The sequence below is a fragment of the Pseudomonas sp. P4_B3 genome, from assembly GCF_056402295.1.
Genome location: NZ_JBFUHR010000011.1, coordinates 1 through 16,473, shown reverse-complemented (window position 1 = coordinate 16,473; position 16,473 = coordinate 1). Strand labels below are relative to the sequence as shown.

Below are 16,473 nucleotides of genomic sequence, written 5' to 3'. Positions count from 1 at the left end.
CCCTCGCAAAATGAGTGACGCTAAAATTAGAAGCGGTAGTGCGAGAAAGCCTTGTTGGCTTCAGCCATACGGTGAACGTCTTCACGCTTCTTAACTGCAGCACCTTTACCTTCGGCAGCGTCCAACAGTTCGCCAGCCAAACGCAGAGCCATAGACTTCTCGCCGCGCTTGCGGGCGTAGTCTACCAACCAGCGCATTGCCAGAGCGTTACGACGGGAAGGACGAACCTCGACCGGAACCTGGTAAGTAGCACCACCAACGCGGCGCGACTTCACTTCGACCAGCGGAGCGATGGCGTCGAGTGCTTTTTCGAAGAGTTCCAGGGGATCGGTGCCGGCCTTACGAGCCTTCACGGTATCCAGGGCACCATAAACGATACGCTCGGCAACGGCTTTCTTGCCGCTTTCCATTACGTGGTTCATGAATTTGGCGAGGATTTGGCTTCCGTATTTCGGATCGTCCAGAATCTCACGCTTGGCTGCTACGCGACGTCTTGGCATTGATAAGCCCTCAAACGGTCTTCAGGTTAGCCCGGGACAGCTCCTATGGATGCGTGCCCGACCTTACTCTTATCGACTCAATAAAATTAAAAACTGCAAAACGGCCGATTACTTCGGACGCTTGGTACCGTACTTCGAACGACCCTGGTTACGACCTTTAACACCGGAAGTATCCAACGAACCGCGAACGGTGTGGTAACGAACACCTGGCAAGTCTTTTACACGACCGCCGCGGATCAGTACCACGCTGTGCTCTTGCAGGTTGTGGCCTTCACCGCCGATGTACGAGGAAACCTCGAAACCGTTGGTCAGACGCACACGGCATACTTTACGCAGTGCCGAGTTAGGTTTTTTCGGCGTGGTGGTGTACACACGGGTGCACACGCCACGGCGTTGCGGGCAGTTCTGCAGCGCAGGCACGTCGGATTTCTCGACGATACGCTTACGCGGCTGACGTACCAGCTGGTTGATAGTTGCCATCTACTAGCTCCACTGTTGTCTTGCGACGCTATTGTCTTGCAAGAAAAGCAAAATGGCAGGAACGAGTTCCCGCCAAATTTAGGGGTACAAGAGTCTAAAGAGGATCTTGTCCCCAGTCAAGGCAAGGCCCCGCCCTCCCCGCTCATCCAATCTCGACAAATTGTCTCGATTCGATGAACGGAGCGACCAGGGCCTCACACTCATTTACCGCAGAACTCAGTTACCGCTCGAGTTCAGCGCTTCGGTCAGTGCAGCTTCCACTTCACTGGCGCTTACGCGCAACGGCTTGTCTGCTTCACGGCGGCGCTTACGCTCGCTGTGATAAGCCAAGCCGGTACCGGCCGGGATCAGACGACCCACGACCACGTTTTCTTTCAGGCCGCGCAGGTAATCGCGCTTGCCGGTTACCGCCGCTTCAGTCAGTACGCGAGTGGTTTCCTGGAAGGAAGCCGCCGAGATGAACGATTCGGTGGACAACGACGCCTTGGTGATACCCAGCAGAACGCGAGTGAACTTGGAGACAAACTTGTCTTCGCCGCTCAGACGCTCGTTCTCTACCAGTACATGAGTCAATTCCATCTGGTCGCCCTTGATGAAACTGGAATCGCCGGATTCAGCGATCTCAACTTTACGCAGCATCTGACGCAGGATGGTCTCGATGTGCTTGTCGTTGATCTTCACGCCTTGCAGACGGTAAACGTCCTGGATCTCGTTAACGATGTACTTGGCCAGCGCACTCACACCCAGCAGACGCAGGATGTCGTGTGGATCGCTCGGACCGTCGGAGATAACTTCGCCGCGGTTTACCTGTTCGCCTTCGAACACGTTCAGGTGACGCCACTTCGGAATCAGCTCTTCGTACGGATCGGTACCGTCGTTCGGGGTGATGACCAGACGGCGCTTGCCTTTGGTCTCTTTACCGAACGCGATGGTGCCGCTGACTTCAGCCAGAATCGACGCTTCTTTCGGACGACGGGCTTCGAACAAGTCGGCAACACGCGGCAGACCACCGGTAATGTCGCGAGTTTTCGAAGTCTCTTGCGGGATACGAGCGATAACATCACCGATCGCGATCTTCGCACCATCCGCCACACCGACCAGGGCGTTGGCTGGCAGGAAGTACTGAGCGATAACGTCAGTGCCTGGCAGCAACAGATCCTTGCCGTTGTCGTCGACCATCTTCACGGCAGGACGGATGTCCTTACCGGCAGCTGGACGATCTTTGGCGTCAAGTACTTCAATGTTGGTCATACCGGTCAATTCGTCAGTCTGACGCTTGATCGTGATGCCTTCTTCCATGCCCACGTAGGTCACGGTACCTTTCATTTCGGTAACGATTGGGTGAGTGTGCGGATCCCACTTGGCCACGATAGCGCCAGCTTCGACCTTGTCACCTTCTTTAACCGAAATCACGGCACCGTACGGCAGCTTGTAACGCTCGCGCTCACGACCGAAGTCGTCAGCGATCGCCAACTCACCGGAACGGGACACAGCAACCAGGCAACCATCCACTCGCTCAACGTGCTTCAGGTTATGCAGACGGACGGTACCGCCATTCTTCACCTGAACGCTGTCGGCTGCGGAGGTCCGGCTTGCCGCACCACCGATGTGGAACGTACGCATGGTCAGCTGGGTACCCGGCTCACCGATGGACTGGGCAGCGATAACGCCGACCGCTTCACCGATGTTCACCTGGTGACCACGAGCCAGATCGCGGCCGTAGCACTTGGCGCAAATACCGAAGCGGGTTTCGCAGCTGATCGGCGAACGCACGATCACTTCGTCGATGCTGTTCAGCTCGATGAACTCGACCCACTTCTCGTCTACCAGGGTGCCGGCAGGAACGATGACGTCCTCGGTACCTGGCTTGAATACGTCACGGGCGATAACTCGACCCAATACGCGCTCACCCAACGGCTCTACAACGTCACCGCCTTCAATGTGCGGAGTCATCAGCAGACCGTGTTCGGTGCCGCAATCGATCTCGGTTACAACCAGATCTTGTGCAACGTCTACCAGACGACGAGTCAGGTAACCGGAGTTAGCGGTTTTCAACGCAGTATCCGCAAGACCCTTACGAGCACCGTGAGTGGAGATGAAGTACTGAAGTACGCTCAAACCTTCACGGAAGTTCGCAGTAATCGGCGTTTCAATGATGGAACCGTCCGGCTTGGCCATCAGGCCACGCATACCGGCCAGTTGACGAATCTGTGCTGCGGAACCCCGCGCACCCGAGTCAGCCATCATGTACATCGAGTTGAAAGACTCTTGGTCGACTTCGTTGCCGTGACGGTCGATGACTTTCTCTTTCGAGAGGTTGGCCATCATCGCCTTGGAGACTTCGTCGTTCGCTTTCGACCAAAGGTCGATCACTTTGTTGTACTTCTCGCCCTGGGTTACCAGGCCGGAGGCGTACTGGCTTTCGATCTCTTTCACTTCATCAGTAGCAGCATTGATGATTCGGGCTTTTTCATCCGGGATAACGAAGTCGTTAACACCGATGGAAACGCCGGAAATGGTCGAATAAGCAAAACCGGTGTACATCAACTGGTCAGCGAAGATCACAGTCTCTTTCAAACCAACCACGCGATAGCACTGGTTGATCAGCTTGGAGATCGCCTTTTTCTTCATCGGCAGGTTGACGACGTCGTACGACAGACCTTTTGGCACAACCTGGAACAACAGAGCACGGCCGACAGTGGTGTCGACGATACGGGTGTTGCTCACGCTGCCGCCATCACGGTCGTTGACGGTTTCGTTGATCCGCACCTTGACCTTGGCGTGCAGTGCGGCTTCGCCGGCACGGAACACACGGTCAACTTCCTGCAGATCCGCGAACACACGACCTTCGCCCTTGGCGTTGATCGCTTCACGCGTCATGTAGTACAGACCCAATACAACGTCCTGCGACGGAACGATGATTGGCTCACCGTTGGCTGGCGACAGAATGTTGTTGGTCGACATCATCAACGCACGCGCTTCGAGCTGGGCTTCCAGCGTCAGCGGTACGTGCACGGCCATTTGGTCGCCGTCGAAGTCGGCGTTGTACGCAGCACAGACCAGAGGGTGCAGCTGGATAGCCTTACCTTCGATCAGTACCGGTTCAAACGCCTGGATACCCAGACGGTGAAGGGTCGGTGCACGGTTCAGGAGAACCGGGTGTTCACGGATCACTTCAGCGAGAACGTCCCAAACCTCAGGCAACTCGCGCTCGACCATCTTCTTGGCAGCCTTGATGGTGGTAGCCAGACCACGCATTTCCAGCTTGCCGAAAATGAACGGCTTGAACAGCTCGAGAGCCATTTTCTTCGGCAGGCCGCACTGGTGCAGACGCAGGGTCGGACCTACGGTAATTACCGAACGACCGGAGTAGTCAACACGCTTACCGAGCAAGTTCTGACGGAAACGACCTTGTTTACCCTTGATCATGTCAGCCAGGGATTTCAGAGGACGCTTGTTGGAACCGGTGATAGCGCGGCCACGACGACCGTTGTCGAGCAGTGCGTCGACAGCTTCCTGCAACATACGCTTTTCGTTGCGCACGATGATGTCCGGAGCGGACAGATCAAGCAGGCGCTTCAAGCGGTTGTTACGGTTGATCACTCGACGATACAGATCGTTGAGGTCGGAAGTCGCGAAGCGACCGCCATCCAGCGGGACCAGTGGACGCAGATCTGGCGGCAGAACCGGCAGAACGGTCAGCACCATCCACTCTGGCAGGTTGCCGGAACCCTGGAAGGCTTCCATCAACTTCAGACGCTTGGACAGCTTCTTGATCTTGGTTTCGGAGTTGGTTTGCGGAATCTCTTCACGCAGACGACCAATCTCGTGTTCCAGGTCGATAGCGTGCAGCAGTTCGCGGACAGCTTCGGCACCCATGCGGGCATCGAAATCGTCGCCGAACTCTTCCAGCGCTTCGAAGTACTGCTCGTCGTTCAGCAGCTGACCTTTTTCAAGGGTGGTCATGCCTGGATCGATAACGACGTAGCTCTCGAAGTAGAGAACGCGTTCGATATCACGCAGGGTCATGTCCATCAGCAAGCCGATACGCGACGGCAGCGATTTCAGGAACCAGATGTGGGCAACTGGCGAGGCCAGTTCGATGTGCGCCATGCGCTCACGACGAACTTTTGCCAGCGCGACTTCAACGCCGCACTTCTCGCAGATCACACCACGGTGCTTCAAGCGCTTGTACTTACCGCACAGGCACTCGTAATCCTTTACCGGGCCAAAGATCTTGGCGCAGAACAGGCCGTCACGCTCAGGCTTGAACGTACGGTAGTTGATGGTTTCCGGCTTTTTAACTTCACCGAACGACCACGAACGGATCATCTCAGGCGATGCCAATCCGATACGGATGGCGTCGAACTCTTCGACTTGACCCTGGTTTTTCAGCAAATTCAGTAGGTCTTTCAAGGCCTTTCCTCCTGGCGGAGCAGAGAGCGGGCAATCCTGCCCCGCTCTCGATTCGCGTCACGTGTTATTCGGTTTCCAGATCGATATCGATGCCGAGGGAACGAATTTCCTTGATCAACACGTTGAAGGACTCGGGCATGCCCGGCTCCATACGGTGATCGCCATCCACGATGTTTTTGTACATCTTGGTACGGCCGTTCACATCGTCCGACTTCACTGTGAGCATTTCTTGCAGAGTGTAAGCGGCACCGTATGCTTCCAGTGCCCAGACCTCCATCTCCCCGAAACGCTGACCACCGAACTGCGCCTTACCACCCAGCGGCTGCTGGGTAACCAGGCTGTACGAACCGGTAGAACGAGCGTGCATCTTGTCGTCTACCAAGTGGTTCAGCTTCAGCATGTACATGTAGCCAACGGTAACCGGGCGCTCGAACTTGTTGCCGGTACGGCCGTCGGTCAGCTGCATCTGGCCGCTTTCTGGCAGGTCTGCCAGTTTCAGCATGGCCTTGATTTCGCTTTCCTTGGCACCGTCGAACACTGGAGTGGCCATTGGAACGCCGCCACGCAGGTTTTGAGCCAGATCCAGGATTTCCTGGTCCGAGAAGTCATCGAGGCTTTCCTGACGACCGCCGATCTCGTTATAGATCTCGTGCAGGAACTTGCGCAGCTCGGCAACTTTGCGCTGCTCTTCAATCATGCGGTTGATCTTCTCGCCCAGACCTTTGGCCGCGAGGCCCAGGTGGGTTTCAAGGATCTGACCGACGTTCATACGCGAAGGTACGCCCAACGGGTTGAGGACGACGTCTACCGGGGTGCCATTGGCATCGTGCGGCATGTCTTCAACCGGCATGATCACGGAGACCACACCCTTGTTACCGTGACGACCGGCCATCTTGTCGCCCGGCTGGATGCGACGACGGATTGCCAGGTAGACCTTGACGATTTTCAGCACGCCTGGAGCCAGGTCATCGCCCTGCTGCAGTTTGCGCTTCTTGTCTTCGAACTTGTCGTCCAGCAGACGGCGACGATCAACGATGTAGGCCTGAGCCTTCTCGAGCTGCTCGTTCAGAGCATCTTCAGCCATGCGCAGTTTGAACCACTGGCCGTGCTCGAGACCGTCGAGAACTTCGTCGGTGATGTCCTGGCCTTTCTTCAGACCGGCGCCGCCTTCGGCTTTATGGCCGACCAGAGCGGAACGCAGACGTTCGAAAGTAGCACCTTCAACGATGCGGAACTCTTCGTTCAGGTCCTTGCGGATCTCGTCCAGCTGGGACTTCTCGATCGACAGGGCACGAGCATCACGCTCAACGCCGTCGCGGGTGAAGACCTGTACGTCGATGACAGTACCTTTGGTACCGGTAGGTACACGCAGGGAGGTGTCTTTAACGTCGCTGGCTTTTTCACCGAAGATCGCACGCAGCAGTTTTTCTTCCGGAGTCAGTTGGGTCTCGCCTTTCGGAGTGACCTTACCGACCAGGATGTCGCCTGCGCCAACTTCGGCACCTACGTAAACGATACCGGCTTCGTCCAGCTTGTTCAGTGCCGCTTCACCCACGTTCGGGATGTCGGCAGTGATTTCCTCTGGGCCAAGCTTGGTGTCACGGGCCACACAGGTCAGTTCCTGGATGTGGATCGTGGTGAAGCGGTCTTCCTGAACAACACGCTCGGAAAGGCAGATGGAGTCTTCGAAGTTGAAGCCGTTCCATGCCATGAACGCGATGCGCATGTTCTGACCCAGTGCCAGTTCACCCATGTCGGTGGACGGGCCGTCGGCCATGATGTCGCTACGCTGCACCCGATCACCCTTACGCACCAGCGGACGCTGGTTGATGCAGGTGTTCTGGTTGGAGCGGGTGTATTTGGTCAGGTTGTAGATGTCGACACCAGCTTCGCCGGTTTCAACTTCGTCATCGGCAACACGAACCACGATACGGCTGGCGTCGACGGAGTCGATCACGCCGCCACGACGAGCCACGACGCAAACGCCGGAGTCACGGGCTACGTTACGCTCCATGCCGGTACCTACCAGCGGCTTGTCAGCGCGCAGGGTTGGTACAGCTTGACGCTGCATGTTCGAACCCATCAACGCACGGTTGGCGTCGTCGTGCTCGAGGAACGGAATCAGCGACGCAGCAACCGAAACTACCTGCTTCGGCGATACGTCCATCAAGGTGACGTCTTCCGGCGCCTTGACGGTGAATTCGTTCAAGTGACGAACAGCTACCAGTTCGTCGATCAGGACTTTCTTGTCGTTCATCGTGGCCGAGGCCTGAGCGATCACGTGATCAGCTTCTTCGATAGCGGACAGGAACACGATCTCGTCGGTGACCAGAGCGTCTTTCACCACACGGTACGGGCTCTCGAGGAAGCCGTACTGGTTGGTGCGCGCATAAGCGGCCAGGGAGTTGATCAGACCGATGTTCGGACCTTCCGGCGTTTCGATCGGGCAAACACGACCGTAGTGCGTCGGGTGTACGTCACGAACTTCGAAGCCGGCACGCTCACGAGTCAGACCGCCAGGGCCGAGTGCAGAAACACGACGCTTGTGGGTGATCTCGGACAGCGGGTTGTTCTGGTCCATGAACTGGGACAGCTGGCTGGAACCGAAGAACTCTTTCACCGCCGCAGCCACTGGCTTGGCGTTGATCAGGTCTTGCGGCATCAGGCCTTCGCTTTCAGCCATCGACAGGCGCTCTTTGACCGCACGCTCAACACGTACCAGGCCAACGCGGAACTGGTTCTCGGCCATTTCGCCTACGCAGCGAACACGACGGTTACCCAGGTGGTCGATGTCATCGACGATGCCTTTACCGTTGCGGATGTCGACCAGGGTCTTCAGTACCGCGACGATGTCTTCCTTGCACAGCACGCCCGAACCTTCGATCTCGGTACGACCGATACGACGGTTGAACTTCATCCGGCCGACCGCAGACAGGTCATAGCGCTCAGGGCTGAAGAACAGGTTGTTGAACAGGGTCTCGGCAGCGTCTTTGGTTGGCGGCTCGCCAGGACGCATCATGCGATAGATCTCGACCAGCGCTTCCAGTTGGTTGCTGGTGGAGTCGATCTTCAGGGTGTCGGAGACGAACGGACCGCAGTCGATATCGTTGGTGTACAGAGTTTCGATGCGAACAACCTGAGCCTTGGCGATTTTGGCCAGGATCTCGGTGTTCAGCTCGGTGTTGCACTCTGCCAGGATTTCGCCGGTTGCCGGATGCACGATGACCTTGGCGGTTGTACGACCCAGGACGTAGTCCAGAGGCACATCCAGCTCTTTGATCCCGGCTTTTTCCAGCTGGTTGATGTGGCGAGCAGTGATACGACGACCTTGCTCGACAATAACCTTGCCTTTGTCATCCAGAATATCGAGGACGGCGATTTCACCGCGCAGGCGCTGAGGCACCAGTTCCAGGCTCAGGGTCTCGCCCTTCACGTGGAATACGTTGGTGGTGTAGAACGCGTCCAGCACTTCTTCAGTGGTATAACCCAGCGCGCGCAGCAGTACCGAGGCAGGTAGCTTGCGACGACGGTCGATACGCACGAACACGCAGTCTTTCGGGTCGAACTCGAAGTCCAGCCACGAACCGCGGTAAGGAATGATGCGTGCGGAGTACAGCAGTTTACCGGAGCTGTGCGTCTTGCCACGGTCGTGGTCGAAGAACACGCCCGGGGAACGGTGCAGCTGGGAAACGATTACACGCTCGGTACCGTTGATTACGAAGGTACCGTTTTCAGTCATCAGGGGGATTTCACCCATGTAGACTTCTTGCTCTTTGATGTCCTTGATCGCTTTGTTCGACGATTCTTTGTCGAAAATGATCAGGCGCACTTTTACCCGCAAAGGTACGGCGTAAGTTACACCGCGCAATACGCATTCTTTGACATCAAATGCCGGTTCGCCCAAGCGATAACCGACGTACTCCAGCGCAGCATTGCCGGAGTAGCTGATGATCGGGAAAACGGATTTGAAGGCCGCATGCAGGCCCACGTCGCGGAACTGATCTTTAGTCGCTCCCGCTTGCAAGAATTCACGATACGAATCCAGCTGGATGGCCAGAAGGTACGGCACATCCATGACGTCCGGCAACTTGCTAAAGTCCTTGCGGATACGTTTTTTCTCAGTATATGAGTAAGCCATCAGCGTTCCCCAGCTTGGTCACCTGCTTGTTTGGCCCCTCCCGACGGGAGCAGCCAGAAAATCGTGCAAACCCCATGGTTTGCGCCACCGCATCGGGTGGTTACAGCACGTTATCGGCACCGACCGAATCGGCTGCCAGTAACGGAAAAAGGCCGGTGGCAAGAGCCACCAGCCATCAGCCTGTCGCTTAACGCTCGGGCTGGAGGAGCAAAGTCGATGCTTACTTCAGCTCGACTTTAGCGCCTGCTTCTTCCAGAGTTGCTTTGGCTTTGTCGCCTGCATCTTTGGTCACTGCTTCCAGAACCATGGCAGGAGCACCGTCAACGACAGCCTTGGCTTCTTTCAGGCCCAGACCGGTCAGTTCACGTACTGCCTTGATCACGTTAACTTTCTTCTCGCCAGCTTCCAGCAGCATGACGTTGAATTCAGTTTGCTCTTCAACAACAGCGGCAGCAGCAGCTGGACCAGCCGAAGCAGCAGCAGCGGTAACGCCGAATTTTTCTTCGAAAGCTTTGATCAGCTCAACAACTTCCATTACGGACATGTTGCCAACTGCTTCAAGGATATCGTTCTGAGAGATAGACATGAATCTAATTCCTGATATTGGGGACGGCCTACGCGACCATCGAAAAAAACAAAAAACGCGAGAAGTTGACGAGCCTTAGGCTGCAGCAGCTTCTTTCTGGTCGCGAATTGCCGCCAGAGTACGAGCCAATTTGCTGGTAGCGCCTTGAATCACGCTCATCAGCTGAGAAATTGCTTCGTCACGGGTCGGCAGAGTTGCCAGTACGTCGATTTGGTTAGCTGCGAGGAACTTGCCCTCGAACGCAGCTGCCTTGATCTCGAACTTGTCCTGACCCTTTGCGAATTCCTTGAAGATCCGGGCAGCAGCGCCTGGATGTTCTTTGGAGAACGCAATCAGGGTAGGGCCAGTGAACACGTCGTTGAGGACACTGAATTCAGTGTCAGCAACAGCGCGCTTGAGCAGGGTGTTACGTACAACACGTACGTAAACGCCAGCTTCACGAGCCTCTTTACGGAGTCCGGTCATCGCGCCTACTGTTACGCCACGGGCATCAGCCACGACAGCGGACAGAGCGACTTTGGCAGCCTCGTTGACTTCAGCGACGATGGCCTTCTTGTCTTCGAGTTTAATTGCCACGGGTTTAACTCCTGCTTGTTACCGTTTCATCTGGTCGAAACCGGATGTCGTTTTGGTGTCTGATTCGGTAAGGAACCGGGAGCACCATCTGCGTAGGCTTGTGGTTTAAGACTTGCGTCGCCTACGGTCTTGGATAGCCCCCGCCAGGCAGGGACCCCAATTTTTCAATTGGCGCGATCGCTCGCGCCAATCTGTGTCTTACGCGTCGAGCGAGCTTTGGTCGATGACCAGACCTGGGCCCATAGTGGTGCTCAGGGTAACGCGCTTGACGTAAATGCCTTTCGAGGAAGCTGGCTTGATACGCTTCAGATCAGCGATCAGGGCTTCAACGTTTTCCTTCAGCTTGACGGCGTCGAAGCCGATCTTGCCAACGGAAGTGTGGATGATGCCGTTTTTGTCGGTGCGATAACGAACCTGACCAGCCTTGGCGTTTTTAACCGCGGTAGCTACGTCTGGAGTTACGGTGCCGACTTTAGGGTTAGGCATCAGGCCACGTGGACCGAGGATCTGACCCAACTGACCTACAACGCGCATTGCATCCGGGGATGCGATCACTACGTCATAGTTCAGGTCGCCGCCTTTCATTTCGGCAGCCAGGTCGTCCATGCCTACGCGGTCAGCGCCGGCAGCCAGAGCGGCTTCAGCAGCTGGACCCTGGGTGAACACAGCAACGCGAACGGTCTTGCCAGTGCCGTGTGGCAGCACAGTAGCGCTACGAACGACCTGGTCGGATTTACGCGGGTCAACACCCAGGTTTACAGCTACGTCGAACGACTCGCTGAACTTGACAGTCGACAGCTCAGCCAGCAGGGCAGCGGCGTCTACAAAGTTGTAGGCCTTGCCTGCTTCGATTTTGCCGGCGATAGCCTTTTGACGCTTGGTCAGCTTAGCCATTACACACCCTCCACGTTAAGGCCCATGCTACGAGCAGAACCGGCGATAGTACGCACGGCTGCTTCCATATCAGCTGCAGTCAGATCCGCGTTTTTGGTTTTCGCGATTTCTTCCAGCTGAGCACGAGTCACGGTGCCAACCTTAACGGTGTTCGGACGAGCGGAACCGCTGGTCAGACCGGCCGCCTTCTTCAGCAGAACCGAAGCAGGGGTGGATTTGGTTTCGAAAGTGAAGCTACGGTCGCTGTAGACAGTGATGATCACTGGAGTCGGCAGACCTGGCTCAAGACCCTGAGTACGGGCGTTGAAAGCCTTGCAGAATTCCATGATGTTCACGCCGTGCTGACCCAGAGCAGGACCAACAGGTGGGCTTGGGTTAGCCTGAGCGGCCTTCACTTGCAGCTTGATGTAAGCGGTAATCTTCTTGGCCATGAGGCACTCCAATTACGGGTTCGAACGCCTCGAGAGGCTCCCCGGTTACTTGCGCGTTTATCCCAGTGACGACAAAACCCCACAGCCTACGGCTGCGGGGTTGGGATTTTTGTTCAACTAGACCTTTTCGACCTGGCTGAACTCGAGCTCCACCGGAGTAGAGCGACCGAAAATGAGCACTGCGACCTGGATCCGGCTCTTTTCGTAGTTAACTTCTTCAACAACACCGGTAAAGTCTGCGAACGGACCATCATTGACACGCACCGACTCACCCGGCTCGAACAACGTCTTCGGCTTCGGCTTGTCGCTGCCATCGGCAACGCGGCGCAGAATCGCTTCTGCTTCTTTATCGGTGATTGGCGCAGGCTTATCGGCAGTACCACCAATGAAACCCATCACCCGAGGAGTATCCTTGACCAAGTGCCAAGTACCCTCGTTCATATCCATCTGCACCAGCACATAGCCAGGGAAGAATTTGCGTTCGCTTTTGYGCTTCTGGCCATTGCGCATTTCAACCACTTCTTCAGTGGGAACCAGAATCTCGCCGAAGCCATCTTCCATACCGGCCAGCTTTACGCGCTCGATCAGCGAGCGCATTACATGCTTCTCGTAACCGGAGTAAGCATGCACAACATACCAACGCTTAGCCACGGGACACCCTTAGCCGACGATCAAGGAAACAAGCCAGCCGAGCAGGGAATCAAGCCCCCACAACAGCAACGCCATAACCAGGACAACAGCCACAACGATCAACGTGGTCTGCGTGGTTTCTTGGCGAGTTGGCCAAACGACTTTACGAATTTCGGTGCGCGCTTCCTTAACCAGTACAAAGAAAGACTTGCCCTTGACCGTCTGCAGGCCTACAAAGGCAGCTACGGCAGCAATAGCAAGCAATGCGAGTACGCGGTACAGGATCGGCGAAGCAGAAAAGTACTGATTGCCAACAACGCCAACAACCACCAGAACGACTACTACAAGCCACTTGAGGAGGTCGAAACGAGAGCCTTGAGCTTCAGCTTTAGGAGTCATCTATGAAGATCCTGTGAAAAGAAAGCCAGACACACCGAGTGAATCTGGCAGGTCAGGAGGGAATCGAACCCCCAACCTACGGTTTTGGAGACCGTCGCTCTGCCAATTGAGCTACTGACCTAAAACAAAATCAGGCCGACCATTATGCCGACCCGAAAAAGACTTTACAACACTTACCAGGCAACCTTGGCTGCAACACCGGCATTCATGACACCAGCAACCTTCAGAAACACAATCAGGCGCAACCACTACCACCTAAAACAAAGGCAGATATTTTCATATCTGCCTTGTTATATGGAGCTCTTGAGCGGATTTGAACCGCTGACCTCACCCTTACCAAGGGTGTGCTCTACCAACTGAGCTACAAGAGCGTAACACTTTGCAAAACCTGTAAACTTGGAGCGGGTAGCGGGAATCGAACCCGCATCATCAGCTTGGAAGGCTGAGGTTCTACCACTAAACTATACCCGCGAGGCTTACAGCTCTCGCTAAAAATGGTGGAGGGGGAAGGATTCGAACCTTCGAAGTCGTAGACGTCAGATTTACAGTCTGATCCCTTTGGCCGCTCGGGAACCCCTCCTAAGCGAGCCGGCATTCTACATCATGCCAGCCTTCTGTCAAGCATTTTTCTCATTAAAAACCTGAGCTTAGCTGCGTTGACCTCGCTTCACACCGTTAACCGTTTCCGGTGTTCGCTGTGGAGCGGGCGCCATTCTATGCAAACTATTCGGTGGGTGCAACCCCCTCGCACGGCATTATTTTATGTTTTAACTCATTGAATTCTTTAGAAAGGTTTTGCAGCTGCAAATCGTCCAGCCAACGCCGGCTTTCCGGTGCGATACGCACCCAATACCCTGCCCCTTCTGTCGCAGCTTTCGGCAGGGACTGATACTTGACCTCCATCCCGCTCAAACGACGCTCAACCGCCTGCGCGGCCTCCTGGCGCGTATAGCCGCCCAGATAAAGGCAGCCATTGTCTGTCGAGACAGCCTTACCCTTGTCTTTGGAGACGTCACTTGCCTCGCTCAACAAGCGGATATCTTGTTGAGCCCCGCGATACAGACTCAAAGGCGTGACATCCTTCGCGCGCAGAGGAGCCTCTTGTTGATGCCAAATGTAGTAGAAGCCATTGAGGACAAGCAGCAGCAGAAACAACCAACGCATAAAAACCTCAGGACAAGGGACAGGCCATGGCCAATCCGACGAACACCAAGTCCGGAACTACCCTGGCCTGAGGCACGACCTCAGAAACCAGGCTCGCATCTCCCCCGGTGAGAAACACGACAAAGCCCTCACCCCAGTAGGTGCGCGCCAACTCGAGCTGAGTCAATACGAAGCCGCGCAACATCAACAAACAGCCACGCTCTACAGCCTCAACAGTCGCGCGACCTGGAACAAGATTCTCCAGAGCCTGCTCAGCCGCCAGGTCCCCATAACGAATTTTGCGAGTGTGGGTGCGCAATTGGTTGCGCATCAACGGCATCCCCGGACAAATGAAACCACCCAAGTGCTCTCCATCCGCCGCGATAAAGTCAGCAGTCACGGCCGTACCGAAGTCGAGCACCAGGCACGCACCTGAAGCCAGATGAAAGCCTCCAAGCATTGCCAGCCACCGATCCAGACCCAGCCGCTCAAACTCCTCATACCCATTGCGCACGCCTGACATTTCGCGCGCAGGCGATGCGCACACAACCGGCACATCAAAGGCATCCCTCAGCAACGACGTCAGCGCAGCGGTTTCCTCCGCGGTCCTGACGCTCACCAGCCGGCAAAACGTAAGGGCAAGCCCTTTGAGCCTCCCCAACCCCTCAAGCAATGCGAGATTGGAATCGACGACCCCCTCACCAAGCACCTGCCCAGCATTAGCGGCAAGCACGCGCCACTTGATGAAACTATTCCCACAATCGAGCTCAAGAATCATCACGCAACCTCAGGCTCAATTCACCACCACTGAAGACTTTCTCCACACCATCCACCTTCAGGCGCAAGGCGCCTTGGCCATCAATACCAAGCACCTCACCATCAATTTGATTGACGCCGGCAATCAACGACACGCTTCGCCCCTGCCACAGGTGATTTTGCTCCCACTCTGACTGGATGGCCAAAAAACCACCCGCTTGGTGACGAGCGAGGTATCGCTGCAGCATCTCCCCCAGCACCGCAACCAATTGGTTGCGATCAAACAATTTGCCTGACTCGAGCCGCAGGGATGTCCATTGCTGGTCCACCTCGTCAGCGGACTGCATGTTCACATTGATTCCCACTCCCAGGACCACGTGGCACACATCAGCAGGATCACCAACCAACTCCAGCAATATTCCCGCGATTTTTTTCTGGCCTACAAGAACATCGTTAGGCCATTTCAATCCAGCGGCTGCAATACCGAGCTCACGCAACGCCTGCAAGACAGCGAGTCCAACGACGAGACTCAAGCCCTCCAACTGACGCATCCCACCATCAATGCGTAGCACGAGGCTGTAATAGACATTTTCTGCGAATGGACTGACCCACTTGCGACCACGTCGCCCGCGCCCGGCCGTCTGCCGCTCCGAAAGCACCACAAACGGTGCCGCTTGCCCCCGCTCGATAGCACGCAGTGCCTCGGCGTTCGTGGAGTCGATTGAGTCGTAAACCTGGACGGGCCAGGCGCAAGAATGCGCCTGAGCGCTTATCTCGGCAGGATCGAGCAGCGCTAATGGCGCGGACAATTGATAGCCGCGCCCACGAACTTTATGAATAGACAAACCCAGCTCAGCTTCCAAATGCTGAAGCTGCTTCCACACAGCACTACGACTGACGCCCAGGGCGGCGCCCAATGCTTGACCCGAATGGAATCGGCCATCTTTAAGAAGCTTTAACAACGTCAGCATGCAGGTCTCGCCTCACAATGAGGCCCGCATGATAGCCACGCATCGAGCGATTGCATAGAAATCCAGCAGCCGTGGCTTTCCTGCGGACAAAAACAAAACCCCAACTGCTTTCGCAATTGGGGTTTCGGAATTTAATCTTGACGATGACCTACTCTCACATGGGGAAACCCCACACTACCATCGGCGATGCATCGTTTCACTGCTGAGTTCGGGATGGGATCAGGTGGTTCCAATGCTCTATGGTCGTCAAGAAATTCGGGTACTGAGTCGTGACCAGATGGCCTCGCTTCAGCAAATTGGGTAGGTGATAGCTTTCGGTGTTTTGTGAGCCTCGAACTTTCGGTTCATTTTCGTCTTCACACACCGCAATCTGATGCTCTTTCGAGTAGTCAAATTGCTTGGGTGTTATATGGTCAAGCCTCACGGGCAATTAGTATTGGTTAGCTCAACGCCTCACAGCGCTTACACACCCAACCTATCAACGTCGTAGTCTTCGACGGCCCTTCAGGGGACTCAAGGTCCCAGTGAGATCTCATCTTGAGGCAAGTTTCCC

General features: G+C 55.7%; 13 protein-coding genes, 4 tRNA genes and 2 rRNA genes. All 19 read right to left on the bottom strand.

Annotation, left to right across the window (positions count from 1 at the left end; translation table 11 throughout):
* Positions 1-26: 26 nt before the first annotated feature.
* Positions 27-500 carry a 30S ribosomal protein S7 gene (gene rpsG, locus AC1DWG_RS14435; RefSeq protein ID WP_007994653.1) on the bottom strand — a complete coding sequence of 158 codons (474 nt, stop codon included), beginning with the start codon at positions 498-500 and terminating at the stop codon, positions 27-29.
* Positions 501-608: 108 nt separating this feature from the next.
* Complete coding sequence (rpsL, locus tag AC1DWG_RS14430; protein WP_003186084.1) at positions 609-980, bottom strand: 30S ribosomal protein S12; 372 nt, start codon at positions 978-980, stop codon at positions 609-611.
* A gap of 216 nt (positions 981-1,196) precedes the next feature.
* The gene (gene rpoC, locus AC1DWG_RS14425; RefSeq protein WP_347909400.1) at positions 1,197-5,396 is read right to left on the bottom strand and encodes a DNA-directed RNA polymerase subunit beta'; all 4,200 of its coding nucleotides are present in this window, start codon (positions 5,394-5,396) and stop codon (positions 1,197-1,199) included.
* A gap of 64 nt (positions 5,397-5,460) precedes the next feature.
* Positions 5,461-9,534, bottom strand: coding sequence for a DNA-directed RNA polymerase subunit beta (rpoB, locus tag AC1DWG_RS14420; protein ID WP_108218341.1), 4,074 nt, complete (start codon positions 9,532-9,534; stop codon positions 5,461-5,463).
* A 220-nt stretch (positions 9,535-9,754) separates the two neighbouring features.
* Positions 9,755-10,120, bottom strand: coding sequence for a 50S ribosomal protein L7/L12 (rplL, locus tag AC1DWG_RS14415; protein ID WP_108218340.1), 366 nt, complete (start codon positions 10,118-10,120; stop codon positions 9,755-9,757).
* 75 nt (positions 10,121-10,195) lie between these two features.
* A complete protein-coding gene (gene rplJ / locus AC1DWG_RS14410; protein ID WP_007970413.1) occupies positions 10,196-10,696 on the bottom strand; it encodes a 50S ribosomal protein L10 in 501 nt (166 codons plus the stop codon).
* Positions 10,697-10,894: 198 nt separating this feature from the next.
* Positions 10,895-11,590, bottom strand: coding sequence for a 50S ribosomal protein L1 (rplA, locus tag AC1DWG_RS14405; RefSeq protein ID WP_003186095.1), 696 nt, complete (start codon positions 11,588-11,590; stop codon positions 10,895-10,897).
* Complete coding sequence (gene rplK, locus AC1DWG_RS14400) at positions 11,590-12,021, bottom strand: 50S ribosomal protein L11 (protein WP_007933726.1); 432 nt, start codon at positions 12,019-12,021, stop codon at positions 11,590-11,592. Before rplK ends, rplA begins: the two co-directional genes overlap by 1 nt.
* A 117-nt stretch (positions 12,022-12,138) precedes the next feature.
* Positions 12,139-12,672, bottom strand: coding sequence for a transcription termination/antitermination protein NusG (nusG, locus tag AC1DWG_RS14395; RefSeq protein WP_477787934.1), 534 nt, complete (start codon positions 12,670-12,672; stop codon positions 12,139-12,141).
* Positions 12,673-12,681: 9 nt separating this feature from the next.
* Positions 12,682-13,050, bottom strand: a complete 369-nt coding sequence (gene secE / locus AC1DWG_RS14390) for a preprotein translocase subunit SecE (RefSeq protein WP_046041610.1) — start codon at positions 13,048-13,050, stop codon at positions 12,682-12,684.
* A 45-nt stretch (positions 13,051-13,095) separates the two neighbouring features.
* Positions 13,096-13,171 (bottom strand) — tRNA-Trp (locus AC1DWG_RS14385).
* Positions 13,172-13,345: 174 nt separating this feature from the next.
* Positions 13,346-13,421: transfer RNA gene (locus AC1DWG_RS14380), tRNA-Thr, on the bottom strand.
* A 26-nt stretch (positions 13,422-13,447) separates the two neighbouring features.
* Positions 13,448-13,521: transfer RNA gene (locus tag AC1DWG_RS14375), tRNA-Gly, on the bottom strand.
* Between the two features lie 24 nt (positions 13,522-13,545).
* Positions 13,546-13,630: transfer RNA gene (locus tag AC1DWG_RS14370), tRNA-Tyr, on the bottom strand.
* A 143-nt stretch (positions 13,631-13,773) separates the two neighbouring features.
* Positions 13,774-14,214 (bottom strand): hypothetical protein, encoded by a 441-nt coding sequence (locus tag AC1DWG_RS14365; protein WP_477763707.1) that lies wholly within the window; start codon positions 14,212-14,214, stop codon positions 13,774-13,776.
* Between the two features lie 7 nt (positions 14,215-14,221).
* Complete coding sequence (locus AC1DWG_RS14360) at positions 14,222-14,971, bottom strand: pantothenate kinase (protein ID WP_477756580.1); 750 nt, start codon at positions 14,969-14,971, stop codon at positions 14,222-14,224.
* Entirely contained in the window at positions 14,961-15,920 is a 960-nt protein-coding gene (birA, locus tag AC1DWG_RS14355) for a bifunctional biotin--[acetyl-CoA-carboxylase] ligase/biotin operon repressor BirA (protein WP_477763708.1), read from the bottom strand. The genes AC1DWG_RS14360 and birA overlap by 11 nt, the downstream gene beginning before the upstream one ends.
* Positions 15,921-16,055: 135 nt before the next feature.
* Positions 16,056-16,171: ribosomal RNA gene (gene rrf, locus AC1DWG_RS14350) — 5S ribosomal RNA — on the bottom strand.
* Positions 16,172-16,329: 158 nt separating this feature from the next.
* Positions 16,330-16,473: ribosomal RNA gene (locus AC1DWG_RS14345) — 23S ribosomal RNA — on the bottom strand; the annotation flags it as partial.

What these genes read in the sequence shown, in the direction of transcription:
- rpsG (WP_007994653.1), bottom strand. Translation starts at nt 500, where the DNA reads ATGCCAAGACGTCGCGTAGCAGCCAAGCGTGAGATTCTGGACGATCCG.
- rpsL (WP_003186084.1), bottom strand. Translation starts at nt 980, where the DNA reads ATGGCAACTATCAACCAGCTGGTACGTCAGCCGCGTAAGCGTATCGTC.
- rpoB (WP_108218341.1), bottom strand. Translation starts at nt 9,534, where the DNA reads ATGGCTTACTCATATACTGAGAAAAAACGTATCCGCAAGGACTTTAGC.
- rplL (WP_108218340.1), bottom strand. Translation starts at nt 10,120, where the DNA reads ATGTCTATCTCTCAGAACGATATCCTTGAAGCAGTTGGCAACATGTCC.
- rplA (WP_003186095.1), bottom strand. Translation starts at nt 11,590, where the DNA reads ATGGCTAAGCTGACCAAGCGTCAAAAGGCTATCGCCGGCAAAATCGAA.
- rplK (WP_007933726.1), bottom strand. Translation starts at nt 12,021, where the DNA reads ATGGCCAAGAAGATTACCGCTTACATCAAGCTGCAAGTGAAGGCCGCT.
- secE (WP_046041610.1), bottom strand. Translation starts at nt 13,050, where the DNA reads ATGACTCCTAAAGCTGAAGCTCAAGGCTCTCGTTTCGACCTCCTCAAG.
- AC1DWG_RS14365 (WP_477763707.1), bottom strand. Translation starts at nt 14,214, where the DNA reads ATGCGTTGGTTGTTTCTGCTGCTGCTTGTCCTCAATGGCTTCTACTAC.
- AC1DWG_RS14360 (WP_477756580.1), bottom strand. Translation starts at nt 14,971, where the DNA reads ATGATTCTTGAGCTCGATTGTGGGAATAGTTTCATCAAGTGGCGCGTG.
- birA (WP_477763708.1), bottom strand. Translation starts at nt 15,920, where the DNA reads ATGCTGACGTTGTTAAAGCTTCTTAAAGATGGCCGATTCCATTCGGGT.